The organism is Rhodanobacter sp. B04, from assembly GCF_002001125.1.
Classification (GTDB): Bacteria; Pseudomonadota; Gammaproteobacteria; order Xanthomonadales; family Rhodanobacteraceae; genus Rhodanobacter.
Genome location: NZ_MUNV01000026.1, coordinates 157748 through 174435, shown reverse-complemented (window position 1 = coordinate 174435; position 16688 = coordinate 157748). Strand labels below are relative to the sequence as shown.

Below are 16688 nucleotides of genomic sequence, written 5' to 3'. Positions count from 1 at the left end.
CGAGCCTGCCTGCGCTATCCGCAGTGCAGCGCGGCGGCAAGTCAAACCAGGCACTCCGGCGGAGTGCAAACACCCTTTCGAGACAGGGTCAGGCCCTGTTTCATGCTCTTGATCGAGGCGGCCACGCTGGCTGCCTCATCGAAATAACCCAACGGAACCGACGATGAAGCGTATCGCCGCGCTGATCCTGCTTGCCTCCCTCTCCGCCAATGCGTTCGCGTTCGACCCGTTCGTGGTGTCGGACATCCGCATCGACGGCCTCAGCCGCATCTCCGCCGGTACCGTGTACAACTACCTGCCGATCAACAAGGGCGACCGGCTGACCAATGACGAGGCCCAACGGGCCATTCGTGCGTTGTACAACACCAAGTTCTTCAGCGACGTCACGCTTGACCGCGACGGCAACATCCTGGTGATCAAGGTGGTCGAGCGGCCGTCGATCGCCAAGCTGAGCATCCGCGGCAACCATGACATCAAGACCGAGGACCTGAAGAAGGGCCTGAAGGATATCGGCCTGACCGAGGGCGAGACGTTTGACCGGCTGGCATTGGACAACGTGCAGCAGGAGCTGATTCGCCAGTACTACAACCGCGGCAAGTACAACGTGTCGGTGATCCCGCACGTAACCCAGCTCGACCGCAACCGTGTCTCCATCGACCTTGAGATCCGCGAGGGCAAAGTCGCCAAGATCAAGGAAATCAACATCCTCGGCAACCACGCTTTCACCGACAAGCAGATCCGCAAGGGTTTCGAGTCGGATACCGGCGGCCTGATGTCGTGGTATTCCAAGGACGACCAGTATTCACGCGAAAAACTCTCCGGCGACCTGGAGAAGCTGCAGTCCTACTACATGGATCGCGGCTATGCCGACTTCGGGGTCGACTCCACCCAGGTCTCGATCTCGCCGGACAAGCGCGGGATGTACATCGACGCCAGCGTGAAAGAGGGCGAGATCTACAAGGTGACCGACGTCAAGCTGCTTGGCGAATTGATCCTGCCGGAAGCGACCTTGCGCCAGCTGATCTTCATCAAGCCGGGTGAAACCTTCAACCGTGGCGCGATCGAGGCAAGCTCGAAGGCGATCAAGGCCGTGCTGGCCAATATCGGCTACGCCTTTGCCAAGGTCACCCCGATCCCCAAGCTGGACAAGGACAAGCGCACCGTCGACCTGACCATGTACATCGAACCGGGGCAGCGCGTGTACGTGCGCCGGGTGATCTTCCAGGGCAATACCCGTACCGAGGACGGCGTGCTGCGCCGCGAGATGCGCCAGCTCGAGGGCTCCTGGTATTCACAGGCGGCGATCGACCGTTCCAAGATCCGCCTGCAGCGACTGGGCTTCTTCAAGAAGGTCGACATCGACAAGAAACTGGTGGCAGGCACGCAGGATCAGGTCGACATCAGCGTCAAGGTCGAGGAGCAGTCCGCCGGCAGCATGCAGTTCGGCGTCGGCTATTCGCAGCTCGAAGGCATCATCCTGAATGCCTCGGTCACGCAGAACAACCTCTTCGGCACCGGCGACAGCTTCTCGGTGAGCGGTTCGCGCAGCTACTACACCACCAGTTACGGGATGAATTATTACAACCCGTACCTGACCGACAACGGCATCGGCATCGGTTACAGCGCCAACTATTCCAAGACCGATTACGGCAACACCGATTTCGCGGACTACTCCACTAGTCAGAAAGCCTTCTCCAGCTACCTGGGTATCCCGATCACCGAAACCGACGGTGTCCGCGTGGGCCTGGGCATCAGCAGCAACAAGGTCAACCTGATTCCGGGCTATAGCCCGCAGATGCTGATCGATTACCAGAACGAAATCGGCAACCAGACCATTCATTCCTGGACCGGTACGCTGGGCTGGAACCACGATACCCGCAATGGCTACTGGGCGCCGACCCGCGGCGGCCTGATCTCCGTGTCGACCGACATCGCACTGCCCGGCTCGACCGTGCAGTACTGGAAGCTGACCACCGAAATCAACCACTACTGGCCGATCGGCAAGGGCTTCGTGCTGTATCTGGATGGCCAGGCAGGTTACGGCAAGACCTACGGCAGCAATGGCATCAGCGACCAGGCCTACGACGCGTTGAAGGCCGTCTACGCCGCCGCCGGCGAAGCCGCTCCACCCGACATGCGCCAGGACTTCCCCTTCTGGGCAAACTTCTACTCCGGCGGCGTGCGCGACGTGCGCGGCTTCCAGGACAACACGCTGGGACCGCGAGTCTGCATCGATGGCACCACTCCGGCGAGCAACGGTTACTGCGACGGTGGCTATTACGCGCAGCCGGTCGGCGGCGCGTTCAAGGTGCTCGGCACCGCCGAGCTTTACCTGCCGCTACCGTTCCTGAAAGACACCAACACTGCGCGCGTGTCGGTATTCACCGACGTCGGCAACGCCTACCAGAACATCCAGAGCTTCAGCGCCAGCACGCTGCGCGCCTCGGCGGGCATCTCGCTGCACTGGCAGGCGCCGATCGGCCCGCTGATCATCAGCCTGGCCGTGCCGTTCCGTACCCAGCCATCGGACAGCCACTACGAGGAGCGTATCCAGTTCACCTTCGGCAGCCAGTTCTGACCGCCACGGGCGAACATGCGAAGCAAGGAAAGCGCGGCCATGCCGCGCTTTCTGCTTTGCGGTGCCGTCGAGCGCGCCGGCATGGCTGAGCCGATACAATGAACACCGTTTCACGGAGAGCATCTTGAGCGCGAACAGCACCTACTCCCTCGCCGAACTCGCCGAACGATTCGGTCTGGCCTGCCACGGTGACGGCGGCATCCGCCTCGACGGCGTCGGCACGCTGGCAGGCGCCAGCCCCAGCCAGCTGAGCTTTCTCTCCAACAGCAAGTACACCGCACAGCTGGCAGCCACCCGTGCCGGCGTAGTGGTGTTGCGCGAGGAGGATCTCGCCGGCTGCCCTGTCGCCGCACTGGTCGCGCATGATCCCTATGTGGCCTACGCGAAAATCGCCGCGCTGTTCGAACGCCTGCCGGCCGCGCCGGCGGGAATACATCCCAGCGCCGTGGTCGCCGCCAGCGCGCAGATCAGCCAAAGCGCCAGCATCGGCCCGTGCTGCGTGATCGGAGACGCCGCGGTGATCGAAGACGGTGCCGTGCTGGGGCCGCATTGCATCATCGGCGAAGCTTGCACGGTCGGCGCGCAGTCGCGGCTGGTCGCCCGGGTGACCCTGGTGACCCGGGTCACCCTGGGCAAACGCGTGCTGGTGCATCCCGGCGCCGTGATCGGCTCGGACGGCTTCGGTCTCGCCTTTGATCGCAACGCTTCCGCCCACGGCAGCTGGATCAAGCTGCCGCAGCTTGGCGGCGTGCGCATCGGCGATGACTGCGAAATCGGCGCAAACACCACGATCGACCGCGGCGCGCTGGACGATACCGTGCTGGAAGAGGATGTACGGCTGGACAACCAGATCCAGATCGCCCACAACGTCCATGTCGGTGCGCACACTGCCATGGCCGGCTGCGCGGCGGTCGCCGGCAGTGCAAAAATCGGCCGATATTGCATGATCGGCGGCAACGCGGGCGTACTCGGTCATCTTGAACTCGCCGACCGGGTTACCATTACCGCCAAGAGCCTGGTTACGCACTCGATCCGCGAGCCGGGCGAATATTCTTCCGGCGTGCCGCTGCAGGAAAACCGCCAGTGGCGGAAGAATGCGGCACGCTTCAAGCATCTGGATGAGTACGCGCGCCGGTTGTCGGCGCTGGAGAAGGACAGCAACAATGAGTGAGAAAACCGGGACCCTGACGTTGCCGATCAACGTGGAGCAGATCCAGCAGTTGCTGCCGCATCGCTATCCGTTCCTGCTGGTGGATCGGGTGATCGAGATCGTGCCAGACGTCAGCGTGGTCGCACTGAAGAACGCGACCATCAACGAACCATTCTTCCAGGGACATTTCCCCGGCCATCCGGTGATGCCCGGCGTGTTGATCGTCGAGGCGATGGCGCAGACCGCCGGCCTGCTGACCCAGATCAGCCGGCATCTCAAGGGTGACAAGGGCAGCCCGCTGTTCTATCTGGTCAAGGTCGACAATGCGCGCTTCAGCGCGCCGGTCGTACCTGGCGATCAGTTGCGTCTGGAAGTGACCCTGAAACGCCTGATGCGCGGCATGGGCCTGTTCGTGGCGCGCACGCTGGTCGATGGCAAGGAAGTGGCCAGCTGCGAACTGATGTGCGCGGCGAGATCCGACAAATGATCCACCCCACAGCGCAGATCGATCCATCCGCCAGCATCGGTGCCAACGTCAGCATCGGCGCCTACAGCGTGATCGGTGCCGAGGTGGAGGTCGGCGACGGCACGGTGATCGGCCCGCACGTGGTGATCGAGGGGCCGACCCGGATCGGCCGCGACAACCGCATTGCCCAGTTCGCCTCGCTGGGCGGCGCACCGCAGGACAAGAAATTCGCCGGTGAACGCACCGAACTGGTGATCGGTGACCGCAACCTGATCCGCGAATTCGCCACCCTCAACCGCGGCACCGGCGACGGCGGCGGCGTCACGCGCATCGGCAATGACAATTGGGTGCTGGCCTACGTGCACATCGCGCACGACTGCCAGGTCGGCAACAACGTGGTGTTTTCGAACTACTCGGCACTGGCCGGGCATGTGGAGATCGGCGACTGGACGATCATGTCCGGCTACTCCGGCGTGCACCAGTTCTGCAAGGTCGGTGCGCATGCGTTCATCGGCATGGGCTGCCTGGTCGGCCACGACGTGCCGCCATTCGTGATGATGGCCAACGAACAGCAGGGCCGTCCGCGCGGGATCAACAGCGAAGGCCTGAAGCGACGCGGCTTCGACGCCACCCGCATTGCTGCGATCAAGCGCGCCTACCGCACCTTGTACATGGCAGGGCTCTCGCTGCCCGAGGCGCGTGAAAAACTGGCCGAACAGGCCCGGCAGAGCGAGGACGTGCGGGCCATGCTGGAATTTCTGGGCCGCAGCGAGCGCTCGCTGGCCCGTTAGCGCCTACCGCGAAATCGGGTACGCGCTTTTGCCCTGACTTCCTGCAGGAGACACCCACATGCAAGCAGGCGAAGTCTCTGCACAAGCCCCGCTGATCGCCATTCTCGCCGGCGAAGATTCCGGTGATCAACTCGGCGCCGACCTGATCGTCGCGCTGCGCCAGCGCTATCCGCAGGCCCGTTTCGTCGGCATTGGCGGCACCCGCATGCAGGCGCAGGGCTTCGAGTCCTGGTACGAGATCCACGAACTTTCGCTGTTCGGCTTCAGCGAAGTGATCCGCCATCTGCCGCGACTGCTGCGACTGCGCAAGGCGCTGATGGCGCGCTTGCTGGCGGCACGCCCGGCGGTGGTGGTCGGCATCGACGCTCCCGATTTCAACCTCGGCGTAGAGCAACGGCTGAAGCAGGCCGGCCTGCTCACCGTGCATTACGTCAGCCCGTCGGTGTGGGCATGGCGCGAGAAGCGCGCGGAGAAAATCGGACGCAGCGCACGTCGCGTGCTCTGCCTGTTTCCGATGGAGCCTGCCATTTACGCCAGGCACGGCATCGACGCGCGCTTCGTCGGCCATCCGCTGGCCGACCGCTTTGCCCTGGTATCGGACCGCACCGGTGCGCGCGACGTACTGCAACTGCCGCAGCAGGCACCGGTATTGGCCGTGCTGCCGGGCAGCAGGTTGTCCGAACTCACGCGACTGGGACAGATCTTCATCGACGCGGCAGCGCAGGTGGCCGCGGCCATTCCTGGCTTGCGCATCGTGATCCCGGCCGCCAATCCGCAGGTCCGTGCCAGGCTCAGGGAGCTGTTGGCAAAAGGTCCGCGCGACGAAGCCGCACCGCTGCTGCTCGATGGCCATGCACACGAGGCCATGCTGGCCGCCGACGTGGTGCTGCTGGCTTCCGGCACCGCGACGCTGGAGGCGATGCTGGCGAAGCGGCCCATGGTGGTGGGCTATCGCGTGACCCCGATGAGCTATCGCATCGCGCGCGCCATGAAGATGCTGAAAACGGACATCTATTCGCTGCCCAACATCCTGGCGCGCGCCTGCGGCCTCGGCGATGAGCGGCTGGTGCCCGAGCTGATGCAGGACGACTGCAACGCCGCGAACCTGGCTGCCGCCACCCTGGCCTTGTTCCGCGACAGCGAACGTCGCAGCCATATCGTCGCTGCTTTCGAGCAGCTGCATCAGGCATTGCGCGGAGGCATGGACGGTCAAGCGGGCGACCGCGCGGCAGCGGCCATTGCAGAATTGATGGACCAGCGCGATGCCGGCTAAGAAGACCGTGGCGAGCGCCAAGCCCTCACCGCGCGCCTCTCTCGACGGCAGCGTGGCAGTCAGCGCAAGAAACTTTTTCATTGCCGGGGTCGACGAAGCCGGACGCGGGCCGCTGGCCGGACCGCTGGCCGTCGCGGCGGTGATCCTCGATCCGGACCGTCCGATCGCCGGGCTCAATGATTCGAAGAAGCTCAGCGAAGCCAGGCGCGAGGCGCTGTATCCGCTGATCATCGAACGGGCGCTGGCCTATTGCGTGATCCTGATCGAGCCCGACGAGATCGATCGCCTGAATATCTTCCAGGCCACCATGACCGGCATGAGCCGTGCCGTGGCCGGCCTGGCACCGGCCGCGCATGAAGCTCTGATCGACGGCAACAAGCTGCCAAAGGACCTGCCCTGCCCTGGCCGCGCCATCATCGGTGGCGATGCACTGGAGCCGGCGATCAGCGCCGCTTCGATCCTCGCCAAGGTAAGTCGTGATCGCCTGATGGTGGCGATGGATGCCGTCCATCCCGGCTACGGCTTTGCCGTGCACAAGGGTTACCCGACTCAGGCACACCTGACAGCATTGCAAAAGCTCGGCCCCTGCGCGCAGCACCGCAGCAGCTTTGCACCGGTGCGACTGCTGCTGGATCGGGCGAGACTGCTCTGATCCAGCGCTGCTTGATCCCATGCTGTCGATTTGCGGCAGCAAATGCGCTCCGCCGATGATGGTGGCTGCCATACAGGCCATCCGTCTATGCAACTTTTTCCGGCGCTGGAGCATCCTTCACTGCAGGGATCTCGACATGCATGGATGCGCCAGCCATACGGCCTGTCCTGCCCAGGCACGCGGCTCAACTGTCTCAGCGCCACACAGACCGCAGGAGCACTGCCATGATGCTTCCAGACACTCGCCCAGCCATGCCACCGACACCAACCTTCATCCCAACACCGTCAACGACTCCGCCTGCATCAGCCACTGTCGACGACGACAGCATGTCGCACGCCGACTACAACCTGCGTCCATTGGAGGTTCACCGTCTCGACCACTACGTGGAGTACGACGACGACGAGCGCTTCCATATCCGCTGACAAACAGCATGCATTCGCCGAAACTGGCCTGCAGCGCCACCTGCTGAATGGATGAAGGCCCGACATTGCTTCCACCCCTTCGCATCCGTTGCTACGCTGGCAGCAACAACCAAGGGATGGATGACATGCGCAGGATCGCTTTTGCATTGCTCGGACTGATGCTGTGTTTTGCCGCCGAGGCGAAAATGCGACCTGGCGACACGCCACCGGATGCGCTGGGCGCGACGCTGGGCGGGCCGGCAGTGACTGTATCCTCGCTGCACGGCAAGGTCGTGGTGATCAGTTTCTGGGCAACCTGGTGCGGCTACTGCATGAAGGAAATACCGGTGCTGGCAGGGCTGCAATCGGTAGCCAGCCAACGCGGCCTTCCGCTGCAAGTCGTGGCCGTCGACTCCAAGGAAGACCACGACACGTTCGCGCACAGCGCCCGTCTGCTCAAGAAGCGCTTGCCCGGGCTGTTGATCACCTGGGATCGTGACGGCTCGATCGGCAAGCCCTACGGCTCCGACAAGGGCATCCCCGTGATGGTGATGCTGCATCGTGACGGCAGCGTGGCGCATGTCCATGTCGGCTATGGCGAAGACATGCTGGACAGCCTGGTGGCCGAGATCAACGAATTGCTCGTCGAACCGCCACCTTCCGCTGTGGCCGGAATCACCCGCAGTCCCTGACCGGCAGCGCCATCCGGTGACCTGATTCCGGCTGCTCCCGAAAGGAGGCTTCCTTCGGTCGCCGCGCCGCGTCATGCAAACCGCGCGGAAGTCAATCTTGCCGCCGGACAGAGCGCCAGCTAGCCTGCGTGGACTCACCCCGCAAAACTGCATGACCGCCCGCTATACCCACCTGCACCTGCACAGCGAATATTCGCTGGTCGACTCGACCATCCGCATCAAGGCGCTGGTCGCCGCCTGCGTGCGCGACGGTATCCCGGCGGTGGCGCTCACCGACGAATGCAACATGTTCGCGCTGGTGAAGTTCTACAAGGCCTGCAGCGCGGCCGGGATCAAGCCGATCGGCGGTTGCGACCTGTCGGTTTCCGCACCGGACGACCCGCGCCCGTGGCGACTCACCGTGCTGTGCCAGAACCGCGAAGGCTATCTCAACCTGTCGCGACTGGTCTCGCGTGCCTGGCAGGAAGGGCAACACGGCGGCCGTGCGCTGGTCGACGCCGGCTGGCTGAGCGCCGACGCCAGTCACGGCCTGATCGCCCTGCTCGGGCGCGAGAGCGAGGTCGGTCGCATCGCGCTGAACCAGGGTGTCGAGGCGGCGCTGGTAAAGCTGCGGCCGCTGGCGCGGCTGTTCCCCGAACGGCTGTATCTGGAGTTGACCCGCTGCGGTCGCGATGGCGAGGAAAACTGGAACACCGCGGCGCTGGCACTGGCTGCCGAACTCGGCCTGCCGGTGCTGGCCAGCAACGACGTGCGTTTCCTGAAGCAGGACGATTTCAGCGCGCATGAAGCACGCGTATGCATCAACCAGGGCCGCGTGCTGGCGGATCCGAAACGCCCGCGCGACTACAGCGACCAGCAATACCTGAAGACGCCCGAGGAGATGGCCGCGCTGTTCGCCGACCTCCCCGAGGCGCTGGAAAACACGGTCGAACTGGCCAAACGCTGCAATGTGGAACTGGAGTTCGGCAAGTACTACCTGCCCGATTTTCCGGTACCCGCGGGTTACAACCTCGACAGCCACATCCGCGAACTGTCGCGGCAAGGCCTGCAGGAGCGCCTCGCGCTGGCGCCGCTCGCCGCCGGCCACACGCTGGCCGACTACGAGGCGCGGCTGGAACGCGAGCTGGACGTCATCATCAAGATGGGCTTCCCCGGCTACTTCCTGATCGTGTCGGACTTCATCCGCTGGGGCAAGGACAACGGCATTCCGGTCGGGCCGGGCCGTGGTTCCGGTGCCGGCTCGCTGGTCGCCTGGGCGCTGAAGATCACCGACCTGGATCCGCTGCAGTTCAACCTGCTGTTCGAGCGCTTCCTCAATCCCGAACGCGTGTCGATGCCCGACTTCGACATCGACTTCTGCATGGATCGCCGCGACGAGGTGATCGACTACGTGTCGCGCAAGTACGGCCGCGATCGCGTCAGCCAGATCATCACCTACGGCTCGATGGCGGCCAAGGCCGTGCTGCGCGACTCCGGTCGCGTGCTCAGCATGCCGTACGGCCAGGTCGACCGACTGGCCAAGATGGTGCCGCCGCGGCCGCTCGACCTCACCTTGTCCGATGCGCTCGGCCGCTCCGAAAAGTCGAAGAAAGAGACCGACCGCGTCGTCAAGGAATTCTGCGATGCGTATGAGCAGGACGAGGACGCCCGCGCCCTGATCGACCTGGCCTTGAGCCTGGAAAACCTCACCCGCAACGCCGGCAAACATGCCGGCGGCGTGGTGATCGCACCGACCCCGCTGACCGACTTCGCACCGCTGTATTGCGAAGCGGGCGGCGCTGGCGTGGTGACCCAGTACGACAAGGACGACGTCGAGGCGGTCGGCCTGGTCAAGTTCGACTTCCTCGGCCTGCGCACGCTGACCATCATCGACTGGGCGGTGAAGGCGATCAATCGCCGCCGCGCGAAGGCCGGCGAAGAACCGCTGGATATCGCCGCGTTGCCACTGGACGACCCGGCGCCGTACGAATTGCTGAAAAAGGCGCAGACCGTCGCGGTGTTCCAGCTCGAATCCTCCGGCATGCAGCGCATGCTGAAGGACGCCAAGCCCGACCGCTTCGAGGACATCATCGCGCTGGTGGCGCTGTACCGCCCCGGCCCGATGGACCTGATCCCCAGCTTCGTCGCGCGCAAGCACGGCCGCGAGCAGGTGGAATATCCCGACCCGCGCGTCGAGCCGATCCTGCAAGAGACCTACGGCATCATGGTCTACCAGGAGCAGGTGATGCAGATGGCGCAGATCGTCGGCGGCTACTCGCTCGGCGGCGCCGATCTGCTGCGCCGCGCGATGGGCAAGAAAGACGTCGAGAAGATGGCGAAGGAGCGTGCCAAGTTCCGCGAGGGCGCGGCGAAGGACGGCCTGGCCGGCGACAAGGCCGACACCATCTTCGACCTGATGGAAAAATTCGCCGGCTACGGCTTCAACAAGTCGCACGCCGCCGCCTACGCGCTGGTGTCGTACCAGACCGCATGGCTGAAGGCGCATTATCCGGCCGAGTTCATGGCCGCGACGATCTCGTCCGACATGGACAACACCGACAAGGTGGTGACCTTCCTCGACGAATCGCGCGCGCTCGGCATCGTGGTGCAACCGCCGGACGTGAATGCGTCCGACTACATGTTCGTCGCGATCGAACCGAAGACCATCCAGTACGGCTTGGGCGCGATCAAGGGCGTCGGTCAGGGCGCCTGCGAGGCGATCGTCGCCGAGCGTGTGCACGGCGCGTATGCCGACCTGGCCAATTTCTGCCGTCGCGTCGACCCGACCAAGCTCAACCGCCGCGTACTGGAGGCGCTGATCCTGTCCGGCGCGCTGGACGCGCTGGCGCCCACCCGCGCCAGCCTGATGCTGCAGCTGCCCGATGCGATCAAGGCCGCCGAGCAGCATCTGCGCGACAAGCAGTCGGGCCAGAACGACATGTTCGGTGCCGCGATGGGCGCGACCACGCCGGTAGTCCACATCGACCTGCCGACGGCACCCGAATGGCCGCTGGAGCAGAAGCTGCAAGGGGAGCGCGACACGCTCGGCCATTACCTGTCCGGCCATCCCACCGACCCGTGGAAGGACGAACTGGCGCAGCTCTCCACTTGCCCGCTCGGCGAGATTGCCGACCGCTACCAGCCGCCGAAACCACGCAAGAACGACGACGGCGACAACAACCGCTTCCGTCGCGGACCGGACACGCCGTGGACCGTCGCCGGCATGGTCACCGCCGTGCGCAAGCGCGGCGACAGCGATGCCTTCGTGCGGCTGGAAGACGGCAGCGGCCTCATCGAGGTGAGCTTCTTCGGCGAGTTGTACCAGCAGATCGCGCCCCTGCTCACCCGCGACCAGATGCTGATCGTCGAGGGCGGCCTGCGCATCGACGATTTCTCAGGCGGCGGCTTCCAGCTGCGCGCGCGCAGCGCCATCTCGCTCGCCGATGCCTGCCGCAAGCACGCCCGGCTGCTGCAGCTGAAATTGAACGGCATCGGCCCCGGCTTCGTCGAACAGCTGCGGCATGCGCTGGCCGGTTATCGCGGTGGCCGCGCCAGTGTGACCCTGCATGGCTATCGCAACCACGGCGCCCAGGCCGACCTCGAATTGGGCGAGAACTGGCGCGTCGAGGCCATCCCGGAATTGTTGCGCGCCGTGCGTGCACTGCCGGGTGTACAGGCGGCACGGTTGCGCATCGTAAAGCAGCCGGATTGAACCGTCACGATTGCGTGCAGGAGCGCAGCGCGTACGCGATGCTTTTACGGTTCCGCGGGAGAGCAATCGCGCACAGGGTGCGCTCCTGCCGATCAAGCGGAGGCCACCGCGAACCTCACTTCCTGCCTCGTTCCAGCATCGCCTTCAGATCCGCGAACGGGTTGCCGGTAGCCGGCGGCGCATCCTCGACTTCCATCACGCCACCACGCACATGGTCGATATGCCGCGAGTGTTCGTTGTCATGGCAATACACGCACAACAACTCCCAGTTGCTGCCGTCCGGCGGGTTGAAATCGTGGTCGTGGTTGCGATGGTGCACGGTCAGTTCCTGCAGGTTCGCGCGGGTGAACTCGCGCGCGCAGCGACCGCACACCCACGGATACATCTTCAGCGCGCGCTCGCGGTAGCCCAGCTCGCGCTGCTCGGCGTTGCGCCGGGCCTCGGCCACGATGCGGTCGAGCTTGGCGTTGTCGATGGGCGGTTTGATCGGCATGTCGGACCTGGCGGAAGCAGTGCTGGATGGGGCGGACGATAGCGCAATCGGCCCATCTGCGGCAGGCAGATGTCAAACCCGTCACAGCCATACGGCGGCGTTCTCGTCTTTTCCTGCGGGACGGTATACTGAGCCGCTTCTGTGCCATGAATTGCAACGAATGAACCCAAACTTCCTCGATTTCGAACAACCGATCGCCGAACTGGACGCGAAGATCGAAGAGCTTCGCCATGCCAGCCATGGCCAGGCGTTCAATATTGACGAGGAAGTCGGCCGGCTGCGCGAGAAGCTGAAGCTCAAGACGAACGAGATCTTCCGCAATCTCAACTCCTGGCAGACCACCCAGCTGTCGCGCCACCCGGCGCGGCCGTACACGCTCGACTACATCGGCGTGATCTGCGAGGAATTCCACGAGCTGGCCGGCGACCGCATGTACGCGGATGACGCCGCCATCGTCGGCGGCCTCGGCCGCATCAACGGCCGGCCGGTAATGATCATCGGCCACCAGAAGGGCCGCAACACCAAGGACAAGGTGCGCCGCAACTTCGGCATGCCGCGCCCGGAGGGTTACCGCAAGGCGCTGCGCCTGATGAAGATGGCCGAGCGCTTCGGCCTGCCGCTGCTGACCCTGATCGACACGCCTGGAGCCTACCCCGGCGTCGGTGCCGAGGAGCGCGGCCAGAGCGAGGCGATCGCCCGCAACCTGCTGGAAATGGCCGAGCTGAAGGTGCCGATCGTGTGCACCGTGATCGGCGAGGGCGGCTCCGGCGGCGCGCTGGCGATCGGCGTCGGCGACCGCACCCTGATGCTGCAGTACTCGACCTATTCGGTGATCTCGCCGGAAGGCTGCGCCTCGATCCTGTGGAAGAGCGCGGACAAGGTGAAGGACGCCGCCGAGGCCTTGGGCATGACCGCGCCGCGCCTGCTGGAACTGGGCCTGATCGACAAGCTGGTGCGCGAGCCGCTCGGCGGCGCGCACCGCAACCCGCGCTCGATGGCCGTGCGCCTGAAAGCCGTGCTGCTGAAACAGCTCGACGAACTGGAGGCGATACCGTTGCCCGACCTGCTCGAACAGCGCTACAAGCGCCTGCGCAGCTACGGCGCCTACCAGGGATAGCCGGCGACACGACCCACGCGGCGACAGCCGCGTGCTTGGCGTTACCATCGGCATCACCCACATGCTGCCGGGATCTGTCATGGCTCACGACACCACCAAGCTCGCCGTCCTGATCGACGCCGACAACGCGCGCCCGGCGATCGTCGAGGGTCTGCTCGCGGAGATCGCCAAATACGGCACCGCCCACGTCAAGCGCATCTACGGCGACTGGACCAAGCCCGACCTCAACGGCTGGAAGGAAGTGCTGCTGCGCCACTCGATCCAGCCGATCCAGCAGTTCCGCTACACCGTGGGCAAGAACGCCACCGACTCGGCAATGATCATCGACGCGATGGACCTGCTCTACGCCGAACGCTTCGACGGCTTCTGCATCGTCTCCAGCGACAGCGACTTCACCCGGCTGGCCTCGCGCATCCGCGAGTCCGGGCGCATCGTCTATGGCTTCGGCGAGAAGAAGACCCCCGAGCCGTTCCGCACCGCCTGCGACAAGTTCATCTACACCGAGGTGCTTGCTGCCTCGACCGCCACCGAGGCCGAAGCCGCGCCGAAGCAACGTTCGGCCAAGGAGCTGCGCGGTGACAGTCATCTGATGAACATGCTGCGCCATGCCATCGAGGCGGCGTCGGATGACACCGGCTGGGCCGGCCTCGGTGCAATCGGCAGCATCATCAACAAGCAGTCGCCCGATTTCGACTCGCGCAACTACGGCTTCGCCAAGCTGAGCGGACTGATCAAGGGCGTCGGCCTGTTCGATACCGAGGAACGCCAGATCGGCAACGGCAAACACATCTACGTGCGCCCACGCGTCGCAAAGAAATGAGCAATTCGAAGTGAGCGACCCGCTGCACCAGCACCTGTTGGCTGCCTTGGCGCGCTTGCCAGCGGCAACGCTGTGCGTGGCCTTCAGCGGCGGCCCCGATTCCACCGCGCTGCTGCACGCGCTGGCGCAGCTCCCCGCCGCACGTGCGCGTGGCCTGCGCGCCTTGCATGTCGATCACGGCCTGCACGCCGACAGTGCCGCATGGGCCGGACGTTGCCGACGTTTCTGCGCCTCGCTCGGGCTGCCGTGCGAGGTTCTTCGGGTGCAGGTCGACACCGGCAACGGCGACGGCCTGGAAGCGGCTGCGCGGCGCGCGCGTTACGGCGCACTCGCCGCGCATCTGCACGATCGCGAATGGCTGCTGCTCGGCCATCACCGCGACGACCAGGTCGAGACGGTCCTGCTCAAGCTGCTGCGCGGCGCCGGCCCCGACGGGCTGGGTGGCATGCGTGCCTTGCGCCCGTTCGGCCCTGGCCAGCTGTGGCGGCCCTTGCTGGACCTGTCGCGACAACAACTGCGCGATTACGTTGAAGTACACGCGCTGGAGAGCATCGATGATCCCTCCAATGCCGACACCCGGCTCGCACGCAACCACCTGCGCCACGAGGTCCTGCCGCAGCTGCTGCGGCACTGGCCGCAAGCGGCAGATTCGATCCTGCATAGCGCGGCACTCTGCCATGCCGCCGCCGACGCCTTGCGGGCACAATGGCTGACGGCGTTCGGTGCGCTGCACGATCCTGCCACCGGCAGCCTGGATGCCGCCGGCTGGCTGGCGCTGGATTCCGCATTGCGCGAACCACTGCTCGACCACTGGCTGCATGCACGCAACCTGCCCGCACCGACCACCGCACAGCGTCGGCAGATCGAGCGCCAGTGCAGCGCACGTGCCGGCCAGTTGCCATGCATCCGCTGGGCGGGCGCCGAACTGCATATCTGGAAAGGCCGGCTGTGGGCCCTCCCGCCAGCACGAACTGTTCCCTTCGACTGGCAGGCCTCCTGGCACGGCGAGCTGCTGCTCCTGCCAGACGGCGGCCGGCTGTCGCTGACCGAAGCCGGCGCTCGTCTGGCCGGGCCGCTGACCGTGCGGCTGCGCCAGGGCGGCGAGCGCATCAAGCCGGCCGGCGACGTGCACACCCGCGAGCTGCGCCACCTGTTCCAGCAAAGGCAGTTGCCGCCCTGGCAGCGCAACACCTGTCCGCTGCTGTATGCCGGCGACGAGCTGGTTGCGGTGGCCGATCGCTGGATCACCAGCCATGGCGCCGCGATCTTCCAGCAGACCGGCGGCGCCCCGCACTGGCTGCCGGCGCGTTGATCCAGGTCACCCCGGCAACCCTGCTGCGACCTTGCGCCGATTGATTCCGTGCGGCTGCTGCGTTAGCGTTGCGGGCCATGGCCAAGACCGCTCCCGCTTCCAGCAAGACCCCGCCTGCCGCCGACTTCGAACACTCCCTCGACGAGCTGGAGCAACTGGTCGCGCGGATGGAAGGCGGCGAGATGAGCCTGGACGAATCACTCACCTCGTTCGAGCGCGGCATCGGCCTGTATCGTCATTGCCAGCAATCGCTGCAACAGGCCGAGTTGCGCGTCCGCCTGCTGCTTGACCCCGATGCTCCCGAAAACGCCGAACCGTTTGAACCCGAACTCTGAGCTTGGCCCCGCCCTGCAGGCGCTGATCGTCCGCGCCGAACAGGCGCTGGATCGCCGCCTGCCGCCGGCCGCACAATCCCCCGCCGAGCTGCACCACGCCATGCGCTATGCCGTACTCGGCGGCGGCAAGCGGCTGCGCCCGCTGCTGGTGTACGCCGCGGCGCATGCACTGGGCGAAAATGGCGTGTCGCTGGATGCCGCCGCATGCGCAGTGGAGCTGATCCACGCCTACTCGCTGGTGCACGACGACCTGCCGGCGATGGACGACGACGCCATGCGTCGCGGCCGGCCGACCTGCCATATCGTATACGGCGAAGCGATGGCGATCCTCGCCGGGGATGCGCTGCAGGCGCTGGCCTTCGAGATCCTGGCCAACGACACGACGGGCCGCATCGATGCAGCCACCGCCATCGGCATGCTGCACGCGCTTGGCCGCGCCTGCGGCGCCGAAGGCATGGCCGGAGGCCAGGCACTGGACCTGGCCGCAGTCGGCCGCAAGCTGACGCTGGCCGAGCTGGAGCACATGCATGCCTGCAAGACCGGTGCGCTGATCCGCGCCTCGGTACAACTCGGCGCGCTGGTCGCCCATGCCGACACCGGCACGCTGCAGGCGCTGGATCGCTACGCCGATGCGCTTGGCCTGGCGTTCCAGGTACGCGACGACATCCTCGACGTGGAAGGCGAATCGGCGGTGATCGGCAAGACCGCCGGCAAGGACGCCGCCGCCGACAAGCCCACCTTCCCCTCGATCATCGGCCTCGACGCCTCGCGTGCCCGACTGGCCGAGCTGACCGCTGCCGCACTAGGCGCCATCGAGCCCTTGGGCGAACAAGGCGTGTTGCTGCAGGAACTGGCGCATTACGCCGCGCATCGCGCCTACTGACCGCCCAGACGCACAAGTGCGAAAGCCGCCGGAT

At 65.4% G+C, this 16688-nt stretch carries 14 protein-coding genes; 13 read left to right on the top strand and 1 reads right to left on the bottom strand.

What is annotated here, in order from left to right; translation table 11 throughout:
• Positions 1–163 precede the first annotated feature (163 nt).
• The 8 genes from bamA to dnaE all read left to right on the top strand — a co-directional run bounded on the left by bamA (position 164) and on the right by dnaE (position 11694).
• Positions 164–2578 carry an outer membrane protein assembly factor BamA gene (gene bamA, locus B0E46_RS15465; protein WP_077556633.1) on the top strand — a complete coding sequence of 805 codons (2415 nt, stop codon included), beginning with the start codon at positions 164–166 and terminating at the stop codon, positions 2576–2578.
• Between the two features lie 124 nt (positions 2579–2702).
• Entirely contained in the window at positions 2703–3749 is a 1047-nt protein-coding gene (gene lpxD, locus B0E46_RS15460) for a UDP-3-O-(3-hydroxymyristoyl)glucosamine N-acyltransferase (RefSeq protein ID WP_077556927.1), read from the top strand.
• Entirely contained in the window at positions 3742–4215 is a 474-nt protein-coding gene (gene fabZ / locus B0E46_RS15455) for a 3-hydroxyacyl-ACP dehydratase FabZ (protein WP_077556632.1), read from the top strand. Before lpxD ends, fabZ begins: the two co-directional genes overlap by 8 nt.
• Positions 4212–4985 (top strand): acyl-ACP--UDP-N-acetylglucosamine O-acyltransferase, encoded by a 774-nt coding sequence (gene lpxA, locus B0E46_RS15450; RefSeq protein WP_077556631.1) that lies wholly within the window; start codon positions 4212–4214, stop codon positions 4983–4985. Before fabZ ends, lpxA begins: the two co-directional genes overlap by 4 nt.
• A 58-nt stretch (positions 4986–5043) precedes the next feature.
• Positions 5044–6258 (top strand): lipid-A-disaccharide synthase, encoded by a 1215-nt coding sequence (lpxB, locus tag B0E46_RS15445; RefSeq protein ID WP_077556630.1) that lies wholly within the window; start codon positions 5044–5046, stop codon positions 6256–6258.
• Complete coding sequence (gene rnhB, locus B0E46_RS15440) at positions 6248–6910, top strand: ribonuclease HII (protein WP_077556629.1); 663 nt, start codon at positions 6248–6250, stop codon at positions 6908–6910. Before lpxB ends, rnhB begins: the two co-directional genes overlap by 11 nt.
• Before the next feature lie 547 nt (positions 6911–7457).
• Entirely contained in the window at positions 7458–8003 is a 546-nt protein-coding gene (locus B0E46_RS15435) for a TlpA disulfide reductase family protein (RefSeq protein ID WP_077556926.1), read from the top strand.
• 151 nt (positions 8004–8154) lie between these two features.
• Entirely contained in the window at positions 8155–11694 is a 3540-nt protein-coding gene (gene dnaE, locus B0E46_RS15430) for a DNA polymerase III subunit alpha (RefSeq protein ID WP_077556628.1), read from the top strand.
• Positions 11695–11809: 115 nt separating this feature from the next.
• Here dnaE and B0E46_RS15425 read toward each other — a convergent pair whose 3' ends face one another.
• The gene (locus B0E46_RS15425) at positions 11810–12187 is read right to left on the bottom strand and encodes a YajD family HNH nuclease (protein ID WP_077556627.1); all 378 of its coding nucleotides are present in this window, start codon (positions 12185–12187) and stop codon (positions 11810–11812) included.
• A gap of 160 nt (positions 12188–12347) precedes the next feature.
• Between B0E46_RS15425 and B0E46_RS15420 the strand changes: the two genes are divergently transcribed.
• The 5 genes from B0E46_RS15420 to B0E46_RS15400 all read left to right on the top strand — a co-directional run bounded on the left by B0E46_RS15420 (position 12348) and on the right by B0E46_RS15400 (position 16654).
• Positions 12348–13304: an acetyl-CoA carboxylase carboxyltransferase subunit alpha gene (locus B0E46_RS15420; RefSeq protein ID WP_077556626.1), complete on the top strand. Its 957-nt coding sequence runs from the start codon at positions 12348–12350 to the stop codon at positions 13302–13304.
• Positions 13305–13383: 79 nt separating this feature from the next.
• Complete coding sequence (locus tag B0E46_RS15415) at positions 13384–14124, top strand: NYN domain-containing protein (RefSeq protein WP_077556625.1); 741 nt, start codon at positions 13384–13386, stop codon at positions 14122–14124.
• Between the two features lie 10 nt (positions 14125–14134).
• Complete coding sequence (gene tilS / locus B0E46_RS15410; RefSeq protein ID WP_077556624.1) at positions 14135–15436, top strand: tRNA lysidine(34) synthetase TilS; 1302 nt, start codon at positions 14135–14137, stop codon at positions 15434–15436.
• A 77-nt stretch (positions 15437–15513) separates the two neighbouring features.
• Entirely contained in the window at positions 15514–15771 is a 258-nt protein-coding gene (locus tag B0E46_RS15405; protein WP_077556623.1) for an exodeoxyribonuclease VII small subunit, read from the top strand.
• A complete protein-coding gene (locus B0E46_RS15400) occupies positions 15755–16654 on the top strand; it encodes a farnesyl diphosphate synthase (RefSeq protein ID WP_077556622.1) in 900 nt (299 codons plus the stop codon). Before B0E46_RS15405 ends, B0E46_RS15400 begins: the two co-directional genes overlap by 17 nt.
• The last annotated feature ends 34 nt before the right edge of the window (positions 16655–16688 follow it).

Coding starts and splice junctions, on each gene's coding strand:
- bamA (WP_077556633.1), top strand. CDS start 164: ATGAAGCGTATCGCCGCGCTGATCCTGCTTGCCTCCCTCTCCGCCAAT.
- fabZ (WP_077556632.1), top strand. CDS start 3,742: ATGAGTGAGAAAACCGGGACCCTGACGTTGCCGATCAACGTGGAGCAG.
- lpxA (WP_077556631.1), top strand. CDS start 4,212: ATGATCCACCCCACAGCGCAGATCGATCCATCCGCCAGCATCGGTGCC.
- lpxB (WP_077556630.1), top strand. CDS start 5,044: ATGCAAGCAGGCGAAGTCTCTGCACAAGCCCCGCTGATCGCCATTCTC.
- rnhB (WP_077556629.1), top strand. CDS start 6,248: ATGCCGGCTAAGAAGACCGTGGCGAGCGCCAAGCCCTCACCGCGCGCC.
- B0E46_RS15435 (WP_077556926.1), top strand. CDS start 7,458: ATGCGCAGGATCGCTTTTGCATTGCTCGGACTGATGCTGTGTTTTGCC.
- dnaE (WP_077556628.1), top strand. CDS start 8,155: ATGACCGCCCGCTATACCCACCTGCACCTGCACAGCGAATATTCGCTG.
- B0E46_RS15425 (WP_077556627.1), bottom strand. CDS start 12,187: ATGCCGATCAAACCGCCCATCGACAACGCCAAGCTCGACCGCATCGTG.
- B0E46_RS15420 (WP_077556626.1), top strand. CDS start 12,348: ATGAACCCAAACTTCCTCGATTTCGAACAACCGATCGCCGAACTGGAC.
- B0E46_RS15415 (WP_077556625.1), top strand. CDS start 13,384: ATGGCTCACGACACCACCAAGCTCGCCGTCCTGATCGACGCCGACAAC.
- B0E46_RS15405 (WP_077556623.1), top strand. CDS start 15,514: ATGGCCAAGACCGCTCCCGCTTCCAGCAAGACCCCGCCTGCCGCCGAC.